Here is a 23,480-nt window from a genome sequence, read left to right as displayed (position 1 = left end):
ATTACATTTCTTCTCTTTATAACAAAAGAATGTAGTTACATTACGTAATTTCATTTTTAACTATTTCCTTCTAAAATTTTGAAGTTTTATTATAAAAACTTTGTCTTAAATTTAGCTTAATAAAAAATTGAAAGAAATAAGATTCCTCTTATCTCTTTCAATTTTTTATTACATATACCTTTTTACTCGGCAACTCTAAACAATTTAGCTGACCGCCATACACAGCCCCGCCATCAATCCCAATAATACGATTACTACCAAAATACACTCCGCAATCCTCACTACCATGAAGCGTTTTTGTTTCCGTATGCCCAAATACAACAACCTTTTCACCGCTATATCCATTATGAAATTCATTACGGATCCACATTAATGTATATGGTTCAGATTCAGAAACTCGTTTCATCGGTTCAACCCCAGCATGTACAAATATATACTCTTCTGTTTCAATGTAATGATCTAATTCTTGAATAAACTTTATATGTTCCTCTAATACACGAGAGTGTAAAATCGGTTTTTGGAAGTCTTTCTCATTAACCGCAATATCTTCTTCTACAAATCCATAGCTATATAATGTCTTATCTCCACCATTTCTTTTTACCCAATGGTTCCATGAACGTTCCTCATTTGTCGTTAACGCCTTAATCATCATATCTTCATGATTTCCTTTTAAAATGAGTGCTCCCTCTTTTTTCAATTCTCTTACCTTTTCAATTACAGCACGCGCATTTGGACCACGATCTACATAATCTCCCAGTAAGATTAATTGATCCTGTTTCGCATCATATTGAGCTTCTTCCAATAACTGTTCGAACTTTTCTATCTCTCCATGAATATCACTAATAACAAGAATTCTTTTCATATTATCCCCCCTCTTTCTAATTATAGTTCAAAACGACAGAAAGTTCAGAATTGAAATCCCGCATTAACGGGCAGTAAGCCCCCCACTGATTACAGTTTCACTTTATTACAAACTAAACTATTATCCTTACAACAATGTAAGTCTCTTGTCATCCAATTCGATAGTTGTAATTACTGTATTTCCTTATACTGAGAGTAAGAAATGAAACAAAAATAAGGAGAGATGAGAGATGAAAAAAGTAATGGAAGTTGTAGTAGCGGTAGTAGAGGTTTTCGTAAATGGTAAACAAGTCGCAATGGAGTTAAATAAATAATGAAAAGGACAACATTCACTCTAGACCCTTTACTCATATAAAAGAGATAAGACTTCATCATTTCTTTGATCCCTTATCTCCCTATAAAGAAAGCCGTATCCCTTTTAAGGATACGGCTTTCTCTTATTTTTGACTCGTACGAGCTGAAATGCTAATTGCTCTATCTGTTGCTTTGGCAGCTTCATCTAACGCTTCTTTACTATTCTTCCCGTCATACATCGCTTCTAATGCTTTTACAACTGCATCTCGTGATTCTGGGAATACACTAATTAAAGCACCTTGTGTTGCTGGAGATTGCTTCGTCGCTTGCAATTGATCTACTGTTACTTTCAACTGTGGATATTTTTCATATTGCTCTTTTACTAATGGCTCATTATATGCATCTGGATTAATTGAGAAATAACCTGTTGCAGTATGCCATTTTGCTTGTACGTCTGGCTTCGTTAAATATTTCATAAAGTCCCAAGCACCTTGTTGCGTTTCTTCTGAAACCATATTCGTCATCCATAATGATGCTCCACCAATAACAACACCATTTTGTTTCGAATCCTCTGGATACGGAATATATGAAACACCTACATTAAACTTAGATGCATCGATTAAATCACGAACACCTGCTGAAGAATCTAAATACATAGCAACTTGTCCAGATTGGAACGCGGCACGAATATCATCCCAACTTGCTCCATACTTTCCAAGGGCGCCAGCCTTATTTAAATCATCTAACATTCCAAATACTTTCTGTCCTTCTTTACCGTTGAATACCGCCTTCTTTGCAGCATCCTTACGACCGTTTTCGTTATCTACATATAAAGCACCTTGTGTCGCTAACAATTCTTCAAAGAACCAACCGTAGTTAAGCATGGAGAATCCATATTGTTTTACATTTCCGCCTTCTTTAATCGTTAACTTTTTCGCTGCTTCTTGTAATTCCGCATATGTTTTTGGAGCTTTCTCTGGATCTAAGCCCGCCTTTGCGAAAGCATCTTTATTATAAATTAATACTGGTGTAGATGAATTAAATGGCATAGAATACATTTTTCCATCAACTGAATAATAATTTGTAATTGCTTTTTCTAATTTTGACGTATCGTACTTATCTTTTTTTATCCAGCTATCAATTGGTGTGATTTTTTTACTATCAATCATATATTTCGTTGTAATTTCACTCGATTGAACAAGAGCTGGCGCTTCTTTCGTTGCAGACATCGTTCTAAATTTCGTTAAAGACTCTTCATATGTCCCTTGGAACTCTGCCTTTATCTCATATTTATTTTGCGACTTATTATAGTCTGCAACAAGACCATCTAATACTCCTTGTGTTTTTCCACTCATCGCATGCCAGAAGCGAATTACAGTTTTATCACCATTTTTTTCAAATGGTGCTACTTTTGCCTGTGCTTCAGGTTTTCCCTCTGTTTTACTATTTGAACAAGCTGCACTAGATAATGCCATTGTTGCTACCATTAATAGAGCAGCACCTTTTTTAACTAGACTCATTTAAATCCCACCTTCTCTTAGTTATTTAATTGCACCTTTTGTTAATCCTTGTTGTAATTGCTTTTGCCCTAAAAATAGTAAAATCAATGTTGGAATAACGATAACCGTAACACCGGCCATTACGCTTCCCCAATCAGTTGCAACTTCTTGAGACTGAAGCTGCTTTACACCGATTTGCACTGTTCTTACTTTTTCATCAGTGGTCACTAAAAGTGGCCATAAATACATATTCCATGTTGTTAAAAAGCTATATACTCCAAGCGTAATAAAACTCGTTTTACAATACGGTATTACAACGCTGAATAAAAATCTTATATTTCCAATCCCTTCAATAAAAGCAGCTTCTTTCAGTTCATTCGGAAGTGTCATAAAATGTTGACGTAACAAGAAAATACCGAAAGCTGTTGCAAAAAACGGCACTGTCATCCCGGCGAAACTATTGATCCAGCCAAAGTTTTGAATCGTTAAAAAGTTAGGCACCATCGTTGCTTCCCACGGAATAAGCATCGTTGAAATAAACAGGAAGAAAATTAAGTTTCTCCCTTTAAACTGAAGAAAAACAAAAGCATAAGCTGCTAAACTTGATACGATAAGTTGTCCAATCATAACGACTGTCGATACAATTAAACTGTTATATAAGTATGTAAAAAGCGGTACTTTTTGAAAAATATTAATGAAATTATCAAAAGTAAACTGGGTCGGAAATAACCTTCTCATTTGAATATCGTCTGGTGTCATAAAGCTTATTAAAAAAGCATACAGTACAGGAAAAAATACCATCACTGCACTAATAATGAGTAGCATGTATAATAGGAAATTTTGTTTCCACTGTTTAACAATCATTTATAATGCACCTTTCTCTCAGCAAACTTAAATTGAAGTAATGTAGCAACGAAAATGAAAACAAATAATACCATCGCTTGTGCACTTGCTGTTCCAAATTGATGATTCACAAACGCCTCTTTGTAAATCGAGTACACAATTAAATTCGTTGCATCATTTGGTCCACCGTGCGTTAAAATATCAATTTGTCCAAAGCTTTGGAACGCACTAATTAATGTTACTGTTACAATAAAGAATAAAGTTGGTGATAGCATCGGTAATGTAACACGGCGAAGCTTATATAAATAACTAGCGCCATCTATAGATGCACTCTCATATAAAGACGTATCAATATTTTGTAAACCACCTAATATAACTAAAAATGCAAAACCTGTATTCACCCAAACTGTTGTAACTGATACAGAGAATAGTGCCCAGTCCGGACTCGTTAACCATGCGATTGCAGGAAGGTTCATAGAGGCTAATATATTATTAAATAATCCTACACTTGGATGAAATAAAAATAGCCAAATCACTGCACTAGCAGCTACTGATATTCCCATCGTCGAAGAAAACAGAACTCGGAATAACCCAATACCTCTTACCTTTCCATTTGCAATCAATGCAAGAAACAAAGCAAATATAATACTCGTAGGAACTGTATATAAAACAAATAATAAAGTTGATTTTATACTTTTGTAGAAGGCTGGATCAGAGAATAAATATTGATAATTTTCTAAGCCAACGAAAAGATTAGCTTCTCCATGTATATCGGTTAAATAAAAACTATAATAAATCGTCCTAAACAATGGATAGAACAGAAAAATCGAAAATAGCAAAATAGATGGCGCCAAAAACAATAATCCTATTCTTAAATCTTTCGTTCTCTCCCATAATTTTTTCTTTTTTGACACCTTTGTTTGAACTGGTAACTTACTTACTTCGATCATTATTTCGCCACCACTTTCAACTCTTCTTCAGCTACCACTTTTAAGCGTTCATTCGTGTTTTCGTTAAAGAAGCATAACTTTTCTTGCGAGAATAATAATTTTACTTTGTCACCTTTGTTCAGGAGTAACTGTCCGATAACTTTCGCACTCCAAGTTGTTCCATTTACCGCAAAGTTCAATATAGATTCATTCCCTAATACTTCTACAGATTGCAACGTCACTTCTTGTCCCTCCTCAGACAGTGCAATATGCTCAGGGCGCATGCCTATGCGAATTGTTCCTTCTGGTAATTGCTTTAACTGTCTAATAGATAATGGAATTTGCAATTGTCCTATATGTAATACACCTTTTTCTTTATTTACTTCCCCATCATTTATATTCATAGAAGGAGAACCTATAAAGCTTGCAACAAATTCGTTTGCTGGTTCGTTATATATGTTAAGTGGTGTTCCAACTTGCTGTATACTTCCTTTATTTAAAACCATGATACGATCACCCATAGTCATCGCTTCTATTTGATCGTGGGTAACGTAAATCATCGTAATTCCTAATCGCTGCTGAATTTCTCTAATTTCAATTCTCATTTGCGCACGTAATTTCGCATCCAAATTCGAAAGTGGTTCATCCATTAAACAGATTGGCGCTTGACTCACAATTGCCCTGGCAAGTGCAACACGCTGTCTTTGTCCGCCTGATAATTGGCCTGGTTTCATTTTCACATACTCTTTCAGTCCTACCATTTCAATAGCTTCCATTAATCGCTTTTGTCGCTCTTCTTTTTGTACTTTTCTTACCTTAAGTCCAAATAAAATATTTTCTTCTACAGATAAGTGTGGATATAATGCATAATTTTGAAATACCATTGATAGATTACGGTCTTTCGGCTCTAGATCATTTGCAACACGTTCATTAATAATTAAACCTCCTGAAGAAATCTCTTCTAAGCCAGCGATCATTCGTAATAATGTGCTTTTCCCGCATCCCGAAGGTCCAACTAAAACAAAAAATTCACCCTTCTTAATATGAACCGATACGCCTTTAACCGCTGTCTCTTCTGCATTTTTATATACCTTTGAAACATTTTTCAATTCAATCACAAGGTTGCACTCCTTTTTTCTTCTTGTATCCATACTTCATAATGACTTGTTGAAATCGCACTTGCTCCTGCACGAATTGCAATTTCCGCATCTTCTCGCGTTTGAATCAGCCCTCCTGCAATAATAGGAAACTCTATTTCCTCTACTAGCTGCTTAATAATAGAAGGCATAATCCCCGGCATAATCTCTACTGCATTTGGTTTAGTCGTTTTACAATTTTCAATTGATTTAGTAAGAGATAAAGTATCTACAATAAAAATACGTTGAATTGTTTTCAATCCAATTTTATTAGCATTTCGAATTGTTGAACCCTTTGTTGAAATAATACCTTGTGCTCCGATAACATCTTGAATATACAAAAGCGCTTCCTCTGTATTCGTATTTAAGCCTTGTATAAAATCACAATGAAGAAATACATCATGTCCATGTTTCTGCAATTCATATACACGCTCTGGTAATTCCAGCATTGAACCAGTCATAAGAAAAACTGTTTTCGGCAATTTTTTGTATGCTTTGTATCCTTTCCAATCCTTTATCATCGCAATATAAGGTTCTTTAAACATTTATTCCACCTAACTGTTCTATTTTTATCCAAACTAAAAACACCTACTTACATAGAACGCCTTTCTCCTTATTTGAACTCTAGGGAATAGAGCACACCTAAGAAAGTGGCACATTATATGTAAGTGGGTGTTCTCAAATGTTCTCTACCCTAGTTATTTTGTTACCTTTACTATATTACGCATTTATTAAGTCAGTTTTGATAGATTGTTAATTAGGTGTTAATCGAATGTTAATATTCACCATATCATTATTTACATTAATCTAGATATTAAAATATAAATAAATAGAACGAAACAATACTTAAAATTCAATCAATATGTAAATTCATTCCATAGTTAATGATTTTTAGTTTGCTTGCCACTGCTTGCAAACTAAAGTTATCCCAAGCAGTACTATAAAGTGGAATGCGCCTTTTCTCTTGTATTGATATGGCCTAGGCTGTAACAACATCAGTACCATATCCGTTCCCTTGAAACTCAGCTAAAGTTTCCACACTTGCCTCAGCAGCTACGGGCGTACTTCTGGCACTGCAACAAACAGAAACTACTTTTTCATTTTTTACAATTGCCAAATAAGGTTGCCTCCTTATTTACTCCATTTACCATCCATTCATAATCTATTTTTCATGTTCAAAATAAAAATCCCATTCAAATACACATTACTGAATCCATCATACTAACTGATTTCTTCATTCTGTCTATCTAAATGGGATTATTTTTCGTTTTTTACTCTACTGGTTGTTGTGGCTGTACTACTTCATTCGCTCCAGCTACCCTCAACATATTTACAATATCTTTAAAACCTCTTTTTTCAGCGTATTGCAGTGGTGTCAGATGTTCCTTGTTAGCCATGTTTACATCTGCACCGTGATCAATAAGTAATTGAATTACTTTCTTATGGTTTTCACTACCATTTCCTAATACAATTGCTTCTAATAACGCTGTTCCACCACGTTCATTTTTATAATTCACATCAATATCTGTATGCTCTAATAATTCTTTAACAACCTCTACATGGCCACGCTCAGATGCAGAAATAAGTGCTGTCCCACCTGACCTAGTCGTTTCTTTCGTATTAACTCCTGCATTAATTAATACTTTTACAATATCCGTATATCCTTCTCTACTTGCATAAAGAAGTGGATTACTTTTTTTCTCATCTTTAATTTCAATATTAGCACCTGCACCAATTAATGCTTTAACTGTCTCTACATGATTTTGGTACGTCGCTGCAAGGACAGGCGTTTCTCCGTTGTCACCTTCTACGTTTATATTCGCTCCATCCTGAATCAACTTCATAGCTGTCTCTGTGTCTCCAAGAGTAGCTGAAAGTAACAACTGTTTGTCCATTAAATTTATACTTTTCTCTTCTTTAGATTCTTCCTGTTCTTTATGCTTCTCTTTTTTCTTCTCATTTTTCACATGAACCGGTTTCGATTCTGGTTCTTCTTGCTTATCGCAAGCCACTACCGTCATTAAAAGTCCTAATAAAATACATAATAAAATTTTTTGTTTTCTCACAACTACAGCTCCTATGAAAGATAATGTTTTCTTAACCATTCCTCCATCACATACAATAACTCTTCTTGAGTACATTTATCCATAAGCCCTTTAGATTCCTTCTTTAATCGGATTATCTTAAGCTTATACTATGTTTCTCAACCTATTGAAATGATACGCCTGATGGCCCCATCATTAACATTATGAAGCAATTAGTTTAGCACGTTTTTACCGCATTTGTATACATTTCTAAAAAGTACATAAAGTGAAACTTTAATTAGTGGGGGTTTTGTTCATCCACCACTAATTATTAGCCCACACCAGTTGGGCTTTTACGGGCAGCCCGACTCCACCTAACTTCTTTGCTTTCACTAAATTTTGAGGTGGGGATCTTACCGCCCGTTAATGCGGGATAAATGATTGCTTTAGGTTACTATATTCCATTGTAACCGTTCTTCTAAAAATTTTACACCTTTTCTATATTTGCACCTGAGTAATAATAGAAAAAGACAACTATATAGTTGTCTTTTTCTATTATTAATGATGTCCACCATGATTTCCTGCCTTCGGTTTCCCCATCATCTCTTTATTCATTTCCCATTTATGCTCTGCTAGCTCTTTATACGAAAGAACTTTCCCCTTATAGTTAGATACAAAGCTCTCTGCATCTTTTTTATTTTTAAATGAGATGACATTATAAGCCATCGGTGTCGTTATTGTTTTATCATATACGTAAGTAGCGTCTTCTAACGAAATCCAATCTTTCGAATCATAATCTCGGACAAATTTCTCTTTCGTCTTTTCATCTGAGTTGATCTCCATCCATTTATACATACAACCGATATCATCAAACTTTAACGCTTTTCCATTTTCTAAAATAATTTCTGTTGCAAATTGATTATCTGTTACCCCAATTTGGCAAATATCACATTTATCATGTTTCTCATCAATGGCAACAGCTGCTGTTTCCTTTTTCCCACACCCGACTACCGTAAATACGAAACATAAACATATAGCAAGTACGACATATTTTACTTTCATCAATATTCCTCCCTAGAAACCGTATACTCCACGAAAAGAATACCAAAAGGTTGTGTGAGATTTGTGAAAAAACAATGTGCTTTTTGTAATATAGAAAACAAAAAAAGATGTGTAGTTATTTCTACACATCTCTCATCACTCGCAACCTGTAATTAACAAATCATCTTCTAATTTAACTAATAATGTATCCGCACTAATTTCCTGTCCAACTTCTACATTTACCAATCTTATATTTCCACTAATCCCGACTGCAATTTTTTTAAGCTCACCGTCATTTTTTCGGATCATCAGTAATTTTTCCCATTCATATACGTAAGAAGATTCATTAATAAAAATCTCCTCTACTTTTCCTTCATAAGAGCTATAAATCTCTTCAATTCTCGTTTTCATATAACATCTACTCCCTATTTCACACTTCACTATTTTCATCTTATTCTACCATTCTTACGAAAAGCAGCTTACTTTTTAAAAATTCAAATTAACTACCGTGAACAAAATGAACAAAATAAAAATTATGCTTCTAATGATGTTATTTTTCAAATTATTTACCATTTGAATAGATGCTTTTATTATAAATAAAAAACCTTTTTCTGAATTTTTATTCTATTTTGAAAGCGCAATCATTCTTTTAAGGGGGAAATTACATGTTAGCACTACTTGGATTTGCGATGGTATTTGTCTTTATGTTTTTAATTATGACGAAACGTATGTCAGCGCTAGTAGCATTAATATTAATTCCGAGTGTTTTTGCATTAATTGGCGGATTCTATGCCAATATGGGGCCTATGATGTTAGAGGGGATTCAAAAATTAGCACCTACTGGTATTATGCTTATGTTCGCTATTTTATATTTTGGGATTATGATTGATAGCGGTTTATTCGATCCTGTCATTAGTAAGATTTTAAAATTTGTAAAAGGAGATCCTTTAAAAATCGTTGTCGGAACGGCTATATTGACTATTATCGTTTCTCTAGATGGTGATGGTACAACAACATACATGATTACAGTTTCCGCAATGTATCCACTATATAAGCGCCTTGGAATGAACCCCCTCATATTAGCTGGAGTTGTTATGTTAGGGGCAGGGGTAACAAATCTTACACCTTGGGGTGGACCGACAGCTCGTGTTATGAGCGCACTTGGACTTGAAGCTTCCGAATTATTTACACCTCTTATTCCAGGAATGATTGCTGGTGCAATTTGGGTTGTTTTCGTTGCCTACTATCTTGGAAAAAAAGAAAGAAAACGTTTAGGAATTATGGATGTACAATATTTAAAACAAATGCAAACAATGGATGAGCAAGCTGCAACTGTCGAAGCAGCAGTGCATAAACGCCCTAAACTTCTATGGATTAACTTTTTATTAACCGCCACATTACTTGTCTGTCTCATACTAGAAGTTATGCCGTTACCTGTTTTATTTACAGTCGCTTTTGCTATCGCTGTTATGATTAACTATCCAAACTTAGAGCAACAGAAAGAACGTATTGCTTCTCATGCTGGGAATGTATTAGCAGTTGTTTCTCTCGTATTTGCTGCCGGTATTTTCACTGGTATTTTATCTGGAACAAAAATGGTAGATGCAATGGCTAACAGTGTAGTAACTCTTATACCAGATGCACTTGGACCACAATTGCCAATTATTACAGCACTTCTCAGTATGCCATTCACATTTTTCATGTCTAATGATGCATTTTACTTCGGGGTATTACCTATTTTGACGAAAGCTGCTGCGACTTACGGAATTAGTGCAGCTGAAATGGGGCGTGCTTCCTTACTTGGGCAACCCGTTCACTTATTAAGTCCTCTTGTCGCTTCCACTTATTTATTGGTCGGAATGGCAAAAGTTGATTTCGGTGAACATCAACGCTTCACTTTATTATGGGCCGTTGGAACGACAATGGTTATGTTAATTACCGGAATTGTAATTGGGATTATTCCAATATAAGATGCAAAAAAAACAGTAGAAGGAATAAAATCCTCTACTGTTTTTTATTATGAAGAAACAAGAAAATAACGTCTCTCCGGTCTCCCAACACTTCCATATATTAGCTCTGCGTGGACTTTCTTCCCAGATATCAAATACTCTAAATAACGCCTTGCAGTTGATCGGCTTACGCCTACCATTGAACTTAGCACCTCTGCTGTAATCCCTTCTTCATTAACTGTTAACATATGCTTTTTTATTTTCGCTAAAGTTAAAGGATCTATCCCTTTCGGGGCATATTCTATTTGATCTCCCTTCACCCCTCTTTGAGACCATAAATATTCAATTTGCTCCGTAGATAATTGATTATTTTTCTTTAACTGTATAATCTTTTTTTGATAGCCTTCCAGACTTGCTTTAAATCGGTCAAACATTAGTGGCTTTACGATATAATCTGTTACTCCGCCCCGCAGGGCGTGCCTCACTACATCTGTTTCCGATGCCGCTGTAATCATAATAATATCTGTATCGTGCAAATGATGCCTAATATATGTGACAAGTTCCGTTCCTTGCATATCAGGTAAGTACACATCTAATAAAACAAGCTGTGGCTTCACAAGCTCTAGCCATTCTTTCGCTTGTTCTCCAGTCGTTGCCGTTCCAATTACTTTAAATCCCTCAATTTTCTCAGTAAAACGACGATGAATGTCAGCAATCCGAATATCATCTTCTACAATTAATACTTCAATCTCCTCACCCATTACTATTCGCCTCTCTCTTTCGGTAGTGCAATAATAAATAACGCACCACCTAAATCCCCTTTTTCAATTGCAATACTTCCATTTAAATCTTCTACTAACTCTTTCACTTTTGCTAATCCATATCCTCGCTCTCCTCCTTCTTTCGTCGAAAAGCCTTTATAGAATATGCTAGTAATTATTTCATCATGAATCCCTTGTCCTGAATCTTCCACTTCAATTAATATTTCTTCTCCAATATCAGTTACAAACATCCTTACTCTCTTATCATTCTCTTCATTTTTTTCAATTGCTTCAAATGCATTCGTAATTAAATTTCCTAAAATAGAAACGACATAATTACTCTCAATATGTGGACTTAATTTGTCTAAACCACTTTCTCTATCTAGCATAAAATCAATCTTCAACTCTCGTGCTCTATTATAAAATCCAATTAAAATTCCACCTAGCCATGGATTTTGAATCCGCTTCATAATAAATTGAACAAAATCTTGATATACCGCTGTTTCCTTATGAATAAGCTCTAAAGCATCTTCATATGATTCTAATTGGATAAGACCTGAAAGCGTATACAATAAATTGTTATATTCGTGCGCTTGCGCTCGTAATGCCTCTGTATATTGCTTCGTCTGAGATAATTCTGCTGTTAACTGATCCATTTCAGATTTCAAACGTAAGCTCGATACAACGCCAGTTACTTTATTCTTTACTTTAATAGGTAGACGGTTCGCAATAACAGCCTGTCCTTTTATATTTAATTGGCGATCAAACTGTTCTTCACCAGTTTGAAGTACATCTAGTATCGTTGAATTAGGAATTACATTTAAAATAAATTCCCCAATAATATTTTGTTGTTTATCTAGCGAAAGAATATCATAAGCTGCTTGATTGACTAAACTAATCATGCCATTTTTATCGATTACAATAATCCCTTCACGTACAGATTGAATCACTGTACTATGCTCTTCATATAAAGATGAAATTTCTTCTGGTTCCATACCGAACATCATTCTTTTTATACTTGCCGCTAAATATATAGAGCCGATTACTCCAATTAATAGCCCTATTATTGTAATCCAAAATACACGCTTTCCATACACCTCTACCGCTCCATGAATATCATCCATTGAAAATCCAACAGACACCACACCAATGATTTCATTTTCCTGATTACGGATTGGAACTTTTCCGCGTAATGAAGGGCCTAATGATCCAGTTGCTTTCGAAACATATGATTTTCCTTCTAATAAAACGCCTTTGTTATCTCCACCAATCATCGCTTCTCCTATTTTATCTCGCTCAGGATGTGCATATCGAATCCCCTCTTTATTTCCAACTACAATGAAGTCAGCCTCTGTATCCATTCGAATTCTTTCTGCAATCGGCTGAATAATAGAAGCTGGGTTTTCTTTTTGAAAAGCTTCCTTTATTTCAGGTATAGCAGCAACTGTTTTCGCAACATGCAAAGCCCTTTTGCCAATTTGCTCTTCTACCGTTTCAGATAATATGTAATAAAATAAATAACTCGTTAGCATAAGTACAACTAAAATAAGTGTACTAATAGTTAATGTAATTCTCGGTTGGAGTTTTAATTTTTTTAATTTCAAAACCATTCCCCTAACATGATTAAAGATAGAATTTAAAGAATATACAGTCTCTTTAATTATACTTAATCATAACACGGTTACTCTATATTTCTTTCTTTTTCTTCTCATAAAAAAAGAAACGAAGTAAAATTACTACCTCGTTTCTTAACATTCGTTATTACACTTTAAACTTACTAATCATCTCTTGTAATTCTTCTGCCATTTGTGATAAATGGACTGCTGCTGCATTTATTTCATCTACTGAAGCTAATTGTTCCTCAGAGGAACCAGCAATATTTTGAACGCTTGCTGCATTTTCTTCAATTGTAGCTGCAATTTCATTAATAGATGCACTTACTTGTTTTGCATCTACCGTCATTTGTTTTGCTACATCTACCATGTTATCAATTTGTACAACTGTATCATCCGTAGATTTCAATATTTCAGCAAAGCTTTGCTTCGTTTCATTTGCAACTACAAGTCCTGATTGTACTTCTGCTCCAACTTGATTCATAGAGCTTACTGTTTCTTTTATATCAAATTGAATCTCTTTCACTAGTTTCCCAATTTCCGTAGAAGACTGTCCTGATTGTTCTGCTAGCTTTCGCACTTCATCTGCTACAATTGCAAATCCTCTTCCTTGCTCTCCAGCTCTCGCAGCCTCAATTGCCGCATTTAACGCTAATAAATTTGTCTGTTCTGCAATATGTTGAATCACTTCAAGGATTGCTCCAATTTGTTTCGACTTATCGTCTAACAAACCAATGATTTTGTCTGACTGTGAAACAGACTCATGAATTAATTGCATTTGATTCACAGTTTGTTCAACTAACTTCCCACCATTTTCAGCTTTTTTCTTCGTATACATAGAGGCTGTAGATACTAATGAAGAACTATCTGCAACACGCTGAATTCCTTCTGTAACTTCTTCTAACAATGTTGCTCCTTCTTCAACTTCTTTCGTTTGTATTTCTGCACCACTTGATACTTGCTCTATTGCCTGTGTAATTTGTTCCGTCGCTTCGCTTGTCTGCTTCATACTAGCTGTTAATTCTTCTGAAGATGCCGCTACATGACTTGCTGAAGTGTTTATATTGGAAATGACACTTTGTAACGATGCAGCCATCTCGTTAAAACTTTCTCCTAGCTGTCCAATTTCATCTTTAGAATGAACTGTAATTGATTCTGTTAAATCACCTTCACTAATCTTCTTCGATGATATGACAAGTTGTTTTAACGGTTTAATAATAGACGCAATTATGAAGTAAATTACAATCCCACCGATTATTAGTGAAATTCCAAGAACAGTTACTGTTTTATAGAAAATAGGTTCAGCCGCTTCGATAATTTCTTTGGAAGGCATAATTCCTGCTATTTTCCACCCAGTTTTCTTATTCGTTTTAAAAGTGATATTGCGATCTTCACCATCTAATGAATAATGAAAATCCCCAGCTTCCTGTTTATACAATTCTTTACTAAGTTTCTCTTCTAATTTCTCTCCTGGCTTCATTTTCGGGTGCGCTACTACATTTTTATCTTGATCAAATATCGCTACATATCCTTCCTTACCGATATTAACCATCTTGGAAGTAGTAACAATATCATTAATGATTAAGTCAATCCCAAGAACTCCACTTTTATCCTCGTTTTGCTTTGCTAGTGTAATAACAATATTCCCTGTCGTTTTTGACTTATATGGAGCAGTTACAATTACTTCTCCGCTTTTCTTCACGGCCTCTTTATACCAATCTCTTTCTGTAGGATTATATCCATCTGGCATCTGAATAGCTGGTGATTGAATGAACTGTCCATTACTAGATCCTGTATAGATTGCTTCCATTTCTGGATGCAGTTTATTGTATTCTTCTAGTTTATTTTGTATGTTTTGAATTTGATCTGCTTGGTAACTTGATTGTGTGAATAATTTCGTAAAATAAGTTGCATCTACTTTTTTACTATCCAATTCTTTATTAATTACATTATCCAAAATTTTTATATTATCTTTCGCCGAGTTTAAAATCGTTTCATTAAAATTCGTCTTCGCCTGTTGATAAGACGTCCAACCAATTACAATACTTGGAAGAACTAAAATAATAATAAATGATACAAGTAACTTTGTTTTTAAACTACTACTCCTTAGTTTCCCTTGAAACATACTTCTACCCCTCCATACCGTTTTAAATGTAATTAATTAACATTTAATCTTTCTATAAAAATAATACGATTTAAATGTATCGATGAGACTCTCTATCTTTTTCTACATCATAAAGAATTGATACATATCTTTTTCGTTCTATATAAATTAAATAATTAAAACAATGTATAAAAATGTATATTATTCGAAATATTATAATTCACAGAAGAACCTCTAGTATTTCACTTACTAGAGGTTCTTTCCACCTTATTATTCTTTATCTTTTTCTACTTCTTTTTTCTCATCTTCTACTACAGATACAACAGGTTTATCACTTGATAATTGTTGCACTGCTCCTTTTCCTGCAAATCCTTCTAATAGCTCTTTTAAGTCAATTCCAGAAGAAGCCTTTAACGTTTCTTGCATCGTTGCCATTAAATCAGTGGCATAGCCCGCAACTTTTCCGGCCCCGCTATTTTTACCACCGCCGCCTGTATCGACAACTGTGATTTTATCAATATTACTAAGCGGACTTGCAACTTCCTTCGCATAACTTGGAAGCATTTTAAGAACCATATCCATAATTGCCGCTTGACCATATAATTCAAATGCTTCAGCAATTTTTTGTTTCGCTTCTGCTTCTGCTAAACCTTTTAATCTAATAACATCTGCTTCTGCTGTACCTTGCGCTTTTTGTACTTCCGCTTTCGCTTGACCTTGCGCTTTTTCGATTTCCGCCTTCGCTAAACCTTCCACACGTACTTCTTCCGCACGAGCTCTCGCTTCAGCTTCAATCTTATATTGATCCGCATCTGCCTTTTTAATTTGTTTTACTTTTTCTGCTTCTGCTGATTGCTCAACAGCATAGCGATCTGCATCTGCTTTTTTCTTAACTTCTGCATCGTATTGCTTTTCACGACGCGCAATCTCTTTTTCTTCTAATTCAATTTGTTTCTCACGCTCAATGATTTTAACGCGCATTTGCTCTTCTGTAACACCTTGTTGCGCTTTCGCTTGTTGTAATTCGTAAGAAAGATCCGCATCTGCACGAGCTTGTTCTTGCTCTCTCTTATAAGATTGTACTTTTAATTCTTTATGTTTTTCAGCTTCAGCGATTTGTGCATCACGTTGATATTCTGCTTCTTTTGCCTCTTTTTCAGCACGTGCTTTTTCAATACGTGCTTCTTTTTCACGCTCTGCATTTGCAATTGTTGCATCACGCTTAACTGTCGCAATTTGCGGCTGACCAAGCGCATCTAAGTATCCGTTTTTATCCATTATTTCTTTAATTGTGAAAGAAACAATGCGAAGTCCCATCTTCTTTAAATCTGTAGAAGCTACTTCATGTACCTTTTGAGCAAATTGCTCTCTATTACTATACGCATCCTCTACTGTCATAGAAGATAAGATTGCACGTAAGTGACCTTCTAAAACCTCTTTTGCTTCTACTTTTAACTCTTCTGTTTCTTTTCCTAAATATTGCTCAGCTGCAGTAGATACTTCTTCAATTGTAGAACCTACTTTAATAATAGAAACACCATTTACTGTAACTGGAACACCTTGCTTCGTATACGTATCACGTGTACCAACTTCTAATTTGTAGTTTAATAGGCTTAAAGGCTCTGCTCTTTGCATAATTGGAACTACGAAAGTACCGCCCCCACGGATAATCTTAATCTTCTTTCCATCATCAGTGGTAACAACATTCTTTCCTCCACCAAGCCAGTTCCCTGTAACAATTAACGCTTCATCTGGACCAACCGTACGATACTTCGTAATGAATACTAAAATGAGTAGAATTAAAATTGCCAGTAAAACTCCACCGATAATTAATGGAATCGTCATGTAAATTCCCCCTTATAATTTTGGTTTTTTTAAAGAATAAGCGATGTTTTGTACAAGTAAAACACCATCTTGGACTCCCTCGATAATAACCTCTGTTCCTTGCGAAATATCTTTTTTTCCAACAGTTTTAGCTGGGATTGCATTACTTCCAAATTGGGATAAAATTAATACTTCACCAAATCCTTCTGTAGGAATTGTCGTAATGACTTCTCCTTTGCAACCGATAAATTCATCCATACGTTGCATCGTATTTTGTTCTGCTTCTGCAATCGGTTTTAAAATTAGTATTTTCATGATGAAAACACCGATAAAAGATATAGCAAATGCAGCCCCGAAAATAGTAATACTATTAAAGGAAAATAAGTACTCTCCTATATAACTAAGCCCACATAACATGGCGAAGAAACTAAGTAATAAAGTAACAACGGATACAGATCCGCCCCCAAAACTAAATATCGATTCAAATATATCTCCAAAGAAGATATAAATAACAGTGAGTATAGTAGCAATAATAAATCCATATAAATAAATTGTTTCAAGTGGATAACCAAACAAGACCATTTCTTATCCCCCTTTCTTAAACAATCCCTTTTTTGTTATGTGTATGCCCCACCTCTTTCAAAGATTATAGTTCTTAATTTTCAGTTATTTACTCTTTAAAGAAAAGCCTGTAAAACAGGCCCCTAAAAAAGAACAGGAGAAACCTATTGTGACAGGCTCCTCCTAGAAAATAACCGATATATTATATATCTATATAATATACTATTTTCCACAAAAAGTAAAGTTAAACATACATTGGAAAAGCACTTATTTTCCCCCGATTGGTGTGGGCTAATAATCATTGGAGGATGAATGATTAAAGTTTCACTTTACTGATAATGAGTACGTTCCATCGCCATTATCATATTTATATACATACAAGTAATACTTGCCTGGTTTTGCATTAAATTTCGCTTCTATATGATTCCCATTGGCTTGACCGTAAGCTGCATAATTTTGCATATCTGATTCATGGTGAAGTACCCATGTCATCCCAATTCCATACTCATTTAAAACAGAAATGTCGATATCTTTCGCTGATGCTACATTAAATGTATAAACATCAGTGTGGTCCCCGCCAATAAGATTACCTTTTATCGTACTATTTAGCCCGATACGATTTGCTTCCTCTGGACGATTATTTGGTTCTGATTCTGTTAAACTTCCATCTTTAATCGTAACAGTTGTTTCGCTTCTACTCTCTTTGCCTTTATCATCTTTTACTCTTAACGATACTTTATAAGAACCTTCTCTTTCATATACATGTACTGGATTCACTTCTACACTTGTGCTTCCATCTCCAAATTCCCATAAATAAGAAACAATTTTTCCATCTTCATCGTTTGAGCCATCACTTTTAAATTGAATTCCCTCTTTTACAAGACCGCTATAAGGGCCATTTATATTAACCGTTGGAGCTTTATTTTCTCCATCATCTTTTGCGATTCCATGGAAGACTACATCATATTCAAATTCATTTGAGCTATTCACACGATAATTGACGAAGTATGCTGTAACAGTTTTATAGCCACTCCATTCTTTTTGCGCCAATTGTTCTAAAGATTCATTTACTCTTTTACTCATTGCTTTCCAATCTTCTGATTCACCTTTTGTGACACTACCTGTATACGTACCTTCTAATGTAAATGTATTAAAGAATTGAGAATTATGTTTTGTCATTTTTGTATCTTTCATAGGCAACGTATCACTAATTTCTTTTTTCACTTCAGTTAACGATTTCGGTGCATGTTCAGCTAAATAATCATCTGCTACTTCCGGTACATTATATTTATCTTGATTATCAATTAACTGCTGCATATACTCTTGATACTCTTTATTTAACTTAGGATCTTTACTTAGATTTTCACGATATGCATCATAATTTTTCACGTCATTCGCACGAATCAAATCTTGAATTTTATCAAATGTTTCAAACTGATGCGTATATAAGTAAGACTGCAATGCGAACGAGTAATTATAGAAATCCCAAGAACCGTATTTAGCAAATAGTGTACGCTCTGCTGTATAACGGCTTGCAGGATCAGATGATAATCCGCTAATTATACTCTTTCTTGGTACAACGTTATTCGTACGAGTAGATCCTGCGAAAAACTCTGCATTTCCTTCTTGGAACCAAGTTAGCCTTTCATTTTGATACATATCTCCTCTTCCAAATAAACCAGGAACTTCATATCTCCCTTGCAGATAATGAGTAAATTCATGACGGAATAACTCTTCTAAACTATAAATACTTTGCTCTGGTGTACGCTCATATGTAAAGAATGTACCTGTCTCTTCAATATAAATTCCACCGTTGTTTGTTTCATATCCATACAATTGTCTATTTAACTGATATTCATCTGGACTATTATAAATTACGATCGTTAATACATCATCCGCATTTCCTGGCTCTAACGCTTTGTCATTTCCAATTACACGGTGATACTGTGCCTTTACTTCCTTCGCAGCCCAATATAGTCTCTTAATTTTTTCTTCTGATACTTTATCTCCTGTTTTGAACACAATTGATCCATCGTCGAATGTATACGTTTTTGGTAGGTATTGCTCTTTTCCTTCTTTACGTATTTTCTCTAAATCTACTGTATTCCCGCTATAATCTTTACCATTATAATTTGTTGTAATTTGTTCTACCGCAACAAAATACGGTTCACTTAAGCGCGGGTACACATGCATTGCTTGTGTAACAACCTCTAATCCTTTATTTGGATTGCTATGAAACTTCCCTAAACGGCTAGCAAAATAAATGCCATTATTAACGAGCCATTTATTTTCTGGCGTTACTTCATTTAGAAGAGCAATACGATTTATTTCATTAATAAACCCATCTACTTTTCCATACCACATCGTTTCATTCGCTTCTTTACGAGCCTCAGTTAAGTACGACTGCATATCATAGTCAATACCTTGCATAATATCGTATATTGCTTGTCCCTTCATTCGATCATTTACATAAGTAGTATAATTATCATTGTATTGCTTTAAAATATTCGATGCATATTGAACCGTTTCAACATCGCTTGAAGCATTACTAATTAATTTACCGTACGCAGATACGACTGTATCTTGTTCAACTGTACCAAGCTTAAAGTTTGGATTTTTTGCGATTGCTTTTAAAGCAGGTAAACATTTATCCTGGAAGCTTCTTTCATTTAAGTCGCTTAATTCACTATTATAAAATGCAAGATAAAAAGCTGAACGCAGTACTTCAATAAACGTTTGAATTCCTCTTGAATCATCTTTCGTAAATGTACTACCTCTATGAGCTAATTCATCTATAATGACTTGCATTTTTCCTTTATCTTTATAAAAAGCCTTTGCATCTTCATTAAACTGGAATAAGTCTGTAATTTGGTGCCATTTAATACTGCCTAACGTTTCAACTAATTCTTGGTCATTCATTTTGTTTAAATCAGCCATTGAATAGCTTTCTTTAACCTGCTTTACTGCAGTTTTCTTCGTAATAGATGCTGGTCGCTGTGAAAAATCTCCTACTTTTAAACGTTCTTGAAATGATAAAGTTTCATCAACTTTTGAAATATGTCCAACTTCATCTACCGACTTTTCAATTCCAACCGGTTTCGTTTTTAACACGTTATACGGTACTTTTTCTTCCGCTGCTGCATGAGTTTGAAGTGCGCCTAACGATAAAGCCATTGTACTAATGCTAAGCATCACTTTATTGATCTTTGATTTCTTGTTCATATCCTTGCCCCCTATTTTAATATTCCATTCAAGAATTTAACATAAAATCTGGATGTAACAATATAAAATGCAATATTTCATATTATTTCTTCCTATAATTTGTACATATCGTGAACGCATTGCTCTTTACCTCTCTAAAACAAATTGCATCCTTTCACATTATAAAAAGGGAATTTTTTGACAATTAAAAACTTAATTGTTATGATTATTATAATTGTTAACTTTATTAAATAAGGGTGGGATTCTATGATAAAAAAAGAAAATAGTGTATTTTATATCTCCTTCTTGCTAACAACATTATTCATTATATGGGGAATTACCCCAGCAAGTTGGATACAAGGCTACGATTTACAAAGTGTTACATCTTCTTTAAACTCATTTATCCTCAATAAATTTGGATGGTTTTACTCTCTACTTATGACTACAATGATTATTTTGGCTGCTTATTTAGCATTTTCCAAGTACGGTTCTATTCGTCTTGGTAAAGATGGAGAAAAGCCAAAATATAATTATCCATCTTGGCTATCCATGTTGTTTGGGGCAGGAATGGGAATTGGACTCCTCTTTTATGGAATCGCTGAACCGATTTCACATTTTACAGATCCGTTAACAGGAAAAGCAGGTACAGAAGAAAGCGCCAAACTCGCTATGCAATATTCATTTTTCCACTGGGGACTCTTTCCGTGGTCACTATACGCAATGGTCGCTTTAACAATTGCATATTTCACATTCCGCAAACAAAAAGGTAGCACTATCGGGGCTACAGTTACTCCATTATTTAATCGATCGAAAAATTCTCGTATTGGAAAAACAGTTGATATTCTAGCTGTTTTAGCCACAGTATTTGGCATTGTACCATCTGTTGGGATTGGTGCTCAACAAATTGCTGGAGGGTTAAGCTATTTATTCCCTTCCATTCATAACACTTTACTTACTCAGCTCGTACTTATAGCTATCTTCGCTGTTTTATATTTAACAAGTGCACAAACTGGCTTAGATCGTGGGATTAAATATTTGAGTAACTTGAATTTCTCTCTTGCAGGTATTTTACTCATCTCTTTCTTACTTTTAGGACCAACTGTATTTATTATGAAATATTTCACATCTACACTCGGTTCTTATATCGGCGCTTTACCTAGTATGGGATTAAATTTAGGAGCATTTAGTGAAAAATCTTCTTCTTGGATTGAAAACTGGACTATTTTCTATTGGGGATGGTGGATCTCTTGGTCTCCATTCGTCGGCACATTTATCGCACGTATTTCTAAAGGACGCACAATAAAAGAATTTATTTTTGGAGTTGTATTAGTCCCAACTCTTATCTGTACATTTTGGTTTGCAGTATTTGGCGGTACTGCTATCCATATGGAAATGTTCCAATCCCTTAGAATAGCTGATGAAATCGCAAAAAATGGTACAGAGATTGGATTATTTGCTGTTATTTCACACCTACCATTCTCTACATTTTTAACAATTATCGGGTTAATTTTAGTAGCCACATTTTTCGTTACTTCTGCCGACTCAGCAACATTTGTTGTTTCCATGCAAACGAGTAATGGAAGCTTATCACCGAAAAATAGCTTAAAACTTATATGGGGATTAACAATCGCGATAATTGCCGCTATTTTATTACAAGCTGGAGGATTAAATGCACTACAAATCGCAGCTATAATTGCTGCGCTACCATTTTCTATTGTAGTCGTTCTTATGGTCACTTCTCTTTTTAAAGAGCTAAAAAAAGAAGATGTTAATTCGCAAACGAAAGAAATTCCGAAAAAAATAAAAAAGGTTATGTAACGATTGGCGCCTCAAATTACTTTTAAATCCGTGATAAATGAGGAAAGAATAAATTAATAAAACCCATTCATATGAATGGGTTTTTTACTCTATTATATAGTGTTGTAAACATGCCTTCTCCTCAAAACCTACCCTCTTGTACAACTTCATCGCACAATCATTATTGGTATTCAAGCATAGTACTATCTCTCTCATCCCTTGGAAGGAGAAAATATACTGAATTGCCCCTTGTAATAACCGCTCTCCGACACCTTTTCTTCTACTATTTTCAGCGGTTGCAATAAATTCAATATTCGCTTCGTGAAACTCCGGATTTACTTCAACATATACATGACCTTCTAACTTACCATTCTTCCTACTTACAAATAATTTATTCGTATCACTTAAACGTTCAATAATTTCATTTCCTTGATAATATGCATTAGGAAAAGTATGATTGTGTAAAGAGATAAACTGCTCGAATACTTTTGGTAAAGCCTCTTCTACATTGCATATACTACGTTCTTCCACAATATTATGACTTAAACTGAAAATACTATGTTGATCTTGTTCTTTTGCATATAAATTCTTCATTAAACGGGCACAATTATTATTTTCTACATGATAAAAACCATAAAATTTTTCAATATGAAAAGGCCCCTTTTCTATAAGTTCCTTCCACATATGTAAAGCAACTTCTTCCCAATTCTCTGCTTTAATAAACGGCCCCCAAATTTCTGCACATCTCTTTACTTCATCCACATCAAACCCTAATACGCCAGTTATTTTATTGTCCTCATAAGTAACAACGAAAGATTTCTCCCAGCCTATATCAGAAAAATCATGAAGAATCGTATGTAACACCTCCTTTTTCTCATCTCCGCAATAACCAACATGATGAATAGCATCTTTATTCATATTCGCAATAAATGATGCTGCGTCTTCAACTTTTGAAATTGAACTAACATACATAATCTCTCCTCCTTCTCTAATATATTCACACCTTTTCCATTTATCTCCTTCTAAAAAAGACATCACCATAA

The 23,480-nt window shown here is 34.6% G+C and carries 18 protein-coding genes and 1 pseudogene; 2 read left to right on the top strand and 17 right to left on the bottom strand.

What is annotated here, in order from left to right; translation table 11 throughout:
* Positions 1 to 157: 157 nt before the first annotated feature.
* The 10 genes and pseudogenes from NST90_RS02880 to NST90_RS02835 all read right to left on the bottom strand — a co-directional run bounded on the left by NST90_RS02880 (position 158) and on the right by NST90_RS02835 (position 9,038).
* The gene (locus tag NST90_RS02880; RefSeq protein ID WP_000821975.1) at positions 158 to 862 is read right to left on the bottom strand and encodes a metallophosphoesterase family protein; all 705 of its coding nucleotides are present in this window, start codon (positions 860 to 862) and stop codon (positions 158 to 160) included.
* Positions 863 to 1,298: 436 nt separating this feature from the next.
* Complete coding sequence (locus NST90_RS02875) at positions 1,299 to 2,675, bottom strand: ABC transporter substrate-binding protein (RefSeq protein ID WP_061113508.1); 1,377 nt, start codon at positions 2,673 to 2,675, stop codon at positions 1,299 to 1,301.
* A 21-nt stretch (positions 2,676 to 2,696) separates the two neighbouring features.
* Positions 2,697 to 3,518 (bottom strand): carbohydrate ABC transporter permease, encoded by an 822-nt coding sequence (locus NST90_RS02870; protein ID WP_000635946.1) that lies wholly within the window; start codon positions 3,516 to 3,518, stop codon positions 2,697 to 2,699.
* A complete protein-coding gene (locus tag NST90_RS02865) occupies positions 3,515 to 4,447 on the bottom strand; it encodes a sugar ABC transporter permease (protein WP_000573797.1) in 933 nt (310 codons plus the stop codon). Before NST90_RS02865 ends, NST90_RS02870 begins: the two co-directional genes overlap by 4 nt.
* Positions 4,447 to 5,544, bottom strand: coding sequence for a sn-glycerol-3-phosphate ABC transporter ATP-binding protein UgpC (gene ugpC, locus NST90_RS02860; protein ID WP_283748112.1), 1,098 nt, complete (start codon positions 5,542 to 5,544; stop codon positions 4,447 to 4,449). The genes NST90_RS02865 and ugpC overlap by 1 nt, the downstream gene beginning before the upstream one ends.
* Positions 5,541 to 6,107: a glycerol-3-phosphate responsive antiterminator gene (locus tag NST90_RS02855; RefSeq protein ID WP_000472003.1), complete on the bottom strand. Its 567-nt coding sequence runs from the start codon at positions 6,105 to 6,107 to the stop codon at positions 5,541 to 5,543. Before NST90_RS02855 ends, ugpC begins: the two co-directional genes overlap by 4 nt.
* A gap of 308 nt (positions 6,108 to 6,415) precedes the next feature.
* Positions 6,416 to 6,691: pseudogene (locus NST90_RS02850) on the bottom strand (GNAT family N-acetyltransferase); the annotation flags it as partial.
* A 142-nt stretch (positions 6,692 to 6,833) separates the two neighbouring features.
* The gene (locus NST90_RS02845; protein ID WP_000287336.1) at positions 6,834 to 7,703 is read right to left on the bottom strand and encodes an ankyrin repeat domain-containing protein; all 870 of its coding nucleotides are present in this window, start codon (positions 7,701 to 7,703) and stop codon (positions 6,834 to 6,836) included.
* A gap of 441 nt (positions 7,704 to 8,144) precedes the next feature.
* Positions 8,145 to 8,648: a nitrous oxide reductase accessory protein NosL gene (locus NST90_RS02840; RefSeq protein WP_000865665.1), complete on the bottom strand. Its 504-nt coding sequence runs from the start codon at positions 8,646 to 8,648 to the stop codon at positions 8,145 to 8,147.
* A 135-nt stretch (positions 8,649 to 8,783) separates the two neighbouring features.
* Positions 8,784 to 9,038 carry a hypothetical protein gene (locus NST90_RS02835; RefSeq protein WP_000857376.1) on the bottom strand — a complete coding sequence of 85 codons (255 nt, stop codon included), beginning with the start codon at positions 9,036 to 9,038 and terminating at the stop codon, positions 8,784 to 8,786.
* Between the two features lie 254 nt (positions 9,039 to 9,292).
* Between NST90_RS02835 and NST90_RS02830 the strand changes: the two genes are divergently transcribed.
* Entirely contained in the window at positions 9,293 to 10,597 is a 1,305-nt protein-coding gene (locus tag NST90_RS02830; protein WP_000880474.1) for a CitMHS family transporter, read from the top strand.
* A gap of 47 nt (positions 10,598 to 10,644) precedes the next feature.
* Here the strand turns inward: NST90_RS02830 and NST90_RS02825 are convergent, their stop codons facing one another.
* The 6 genes from NST90_RS02825 to colA form a co-directional block, all read right to left on the bottom strand.
* The gene (locus tag NST90_RS02825; protein ID WP_000503461.1) at positions 10,645 to 11,337 is read right to left on the bottom strand and encodes a response regulator; all 693 of its coding nucleotides are present in this window, start codon (positions 11,335 to 11,337) and stop codon (positions 10,645 to 10,647) included.
* 2 nt (positions 11,338 to 11,339) lie between these two features.
* On the bottom strand, positions 11,340 to 12,947 hold the full coding sequence (locus NST90_RS02820; protein ID WP_002060713.1) for a sensor histidine kinase: 1,608 nt from the start codon (positions 12,945 to 12,947) through the stop codon (positions 11,340 to 11,342).
* Positions 12,948 to 13,098: 151 nt separating this feature from the next.
* Entirely contained in the window at positions 13,099 to 15,075 is a 1,977-nt protein-coding gene (locus NST90_RS02815; protein ID WP_016121810.1) for a methyl-accepting chemotaxis protein, read from the bottom strand.
* 249 nt (positions 15,076 to 15,324) lie between these two features.
* On the bottom strand, positions 15,325 to 16,899 hold the full coding sequence (locus NST90_RS02810) for a flotillin family protein (protein ID WP_000155019.1): 1,575 nt from the start codon (positions 16,897 to 16,899) through the stop codon (positions 15,325 to 15,327).
* 12 nt (positions 16,900 to 16,911) lie between these two features.
* Positions 16,912 to 17,460, bottom strand: coding sequence for an NfeD family protein (locus NST90_RS02805; RefSeq protein ID WP_000242444.1), 549 nt, complete (start codon positions 17,458 to 17,460; stop codon positions 16,912 to 16,914).
* A gap of 303 nt (positions 17,461 to 17,763) precedes the next feature.
* Positions 17,764 to 20,661 (bottom strand): collagenase ColA, encoded by a 2,898-nt coding sequence (gene colA / locus NST90_RS02800; RefSeq protein WP_283748111.1) that lies wholly within the window; start codon positions 20,659 to 20,661, stop codon positions 17,764 to 17,766.
* A 246-nt stretch (positions 20,662 to 20,907) separates the two neighbouring features.
* Here colA and opuD point away from each other — a divergent pair, with 246 nt between their 5' ends.
* Positions 20,908 to 22,458, top strand: coding sequence for a glycine betaine transporter OpuD (gene opuD / locus NST90_RS02795; protein WP_044306467.1), 1,551 nt, complete (start codon positions 20,908 to 20,910; stop codon positions 22,456 to 22,458).
* Positions 22,459 to 22,542: 84 nt separating this feature from the next.
* Here the strand turns inward: opuD and NST90_RS02790 are convergent, their stop codons facing one another.
* A complete protein-coding gene (locus NST90_RS02790; protein ID WP_046392334.1) occupies positions 22,543 to 23,409 on the bottom strand; it encodes a GNAT family N-acetyltransferase in 867 nt (288 codons plus the stop codon).
* Positions 23,410 to 23,480 lie beyond the last annotated feature (71 nt).

The organism is Bacillus sp. FSL E2-8900, from assembly GCF_037966225.1.
GTDB classification, from domain to species: domain Bacteria; phylum Bacillota; class Bacilli; order Bacillales; family Bacillaceae_G; genus Bacillus_A; species Bacillus_A cereus.
This window is presented reverse-complemented; position numbering and strand designations above follow the sequence as displayed.

Coding starts and splice junctions, on each gene's coding strand:
- NST90_RS02880 (WP_000821975.1), bottom strand. CDS start 862: ATGAAAAGAATTCTTGTTATTAGTGATATTCATGGAGAGATAGAAAAG.
- NST90_RS02875 (WP_061113508.1), bottom strand. CDS start 2,675: ATGAGTCTAGTTAAAAAAGGTGCTGCTCTATTAATGGTAGCAACAATG.
- NST90_RS02870 (WP_000635946.1), bottom strand. CDS start 3,518: ATGATTGTTAAACAGTGGAAACAAAATTTCCTATTATACATGCTACTC.
- NST90_RS02865 (WP_000573797.1), bottom strand. CDS start 4,447: ATGATCGAAGTAAGTAAGTTACCAGTTCAAACAAAGGTGTCAAAAAAG.
- NST90_RS02855 (WP_000472003.1), bottom strand. CDS start 6,107: ATGTTTAAAGAACCTTATATTGCGATGATAAAGGATTGGAAAGGATAC.
- NST90_RS02845 (WP_000287336.1), bottom strand. CDS start 7,703: ATGTACTCAAGAAGAGTTATTGTATGTGATGGAGGAATGGTTAAGAAA.
- NST90_RS02840 (WP_000865665.1), bottom strand. CDS start 8,648: ATGAAAGTAAAATATGTCGTACTTGCTATATGTTTATGTTTCGTATTT.
- NST90_RS02835 (WP_000857376.1), bottom strand. CDS start 9,038: ATGAAAACGAGAATTGAAGAGATTTATAGCTCTTATGAAGGAAAAGTA.
- NST90_RS02830 (WP_000880474.1), top strand. CDS start 9,293: ATGTTAGCACTACTTGGATTTGCGATGGTATTTGTCTTTATGTTTTTA.
- NST90_RS02825 (WP_000503461.1), bottom strand. CDS start 11,337: ATGGGTGAGGAGATTGAAGTATTAATTGTAGAAGATGATATTCGGATT.
- NST90_RS02820 (WP_002060713.1), bottom strand. CDS start 12,947: ATGGTTTTGAAATTAAAAAAATTAAAACTCCAACCGAGAATTACATTA.
- NST90_RS02815 (WP_016121810.1), bottom strand. CDS start 15,075: ATGTTTCAAGGGAAACTAAGGAGTAGTAGTTTAAAAACAAAGTTACTT.
- NST90_RS02810 (WP_000155019.1), bottom strand. CDS start 16,899: ATGACGATTCCATTAATTATCGGTGGAGTTTTACTGGCAATTTTAATT.
- NST90_RS02805 (WP_000242444.1), bottom strand. CDS start 17,460: ATGGTCTTGTTTGGTTATCCACTTGAAACAATTTATTTATATGGATTT.
- colA (WP_283748111.1), bottom strand. CDS start 20,661: ATGAACAAGAAATCAAAGATCAATAAAGTGATGCTTAGCATTAGTACA.
- opuD (WP_044306467.1), top strand. CDS start 20,908: ATGATAAAAAAAGAAAATAGTGTATTTTATATCTCCTTCTTGCTAACA.
- NST90_RS02790 (WP_046392334.1), bottom strand. CDS start 23,409: ATGTATGTTAGTTCAATTTCAAAAGTTGAAGACGCAGCATCATTTATT.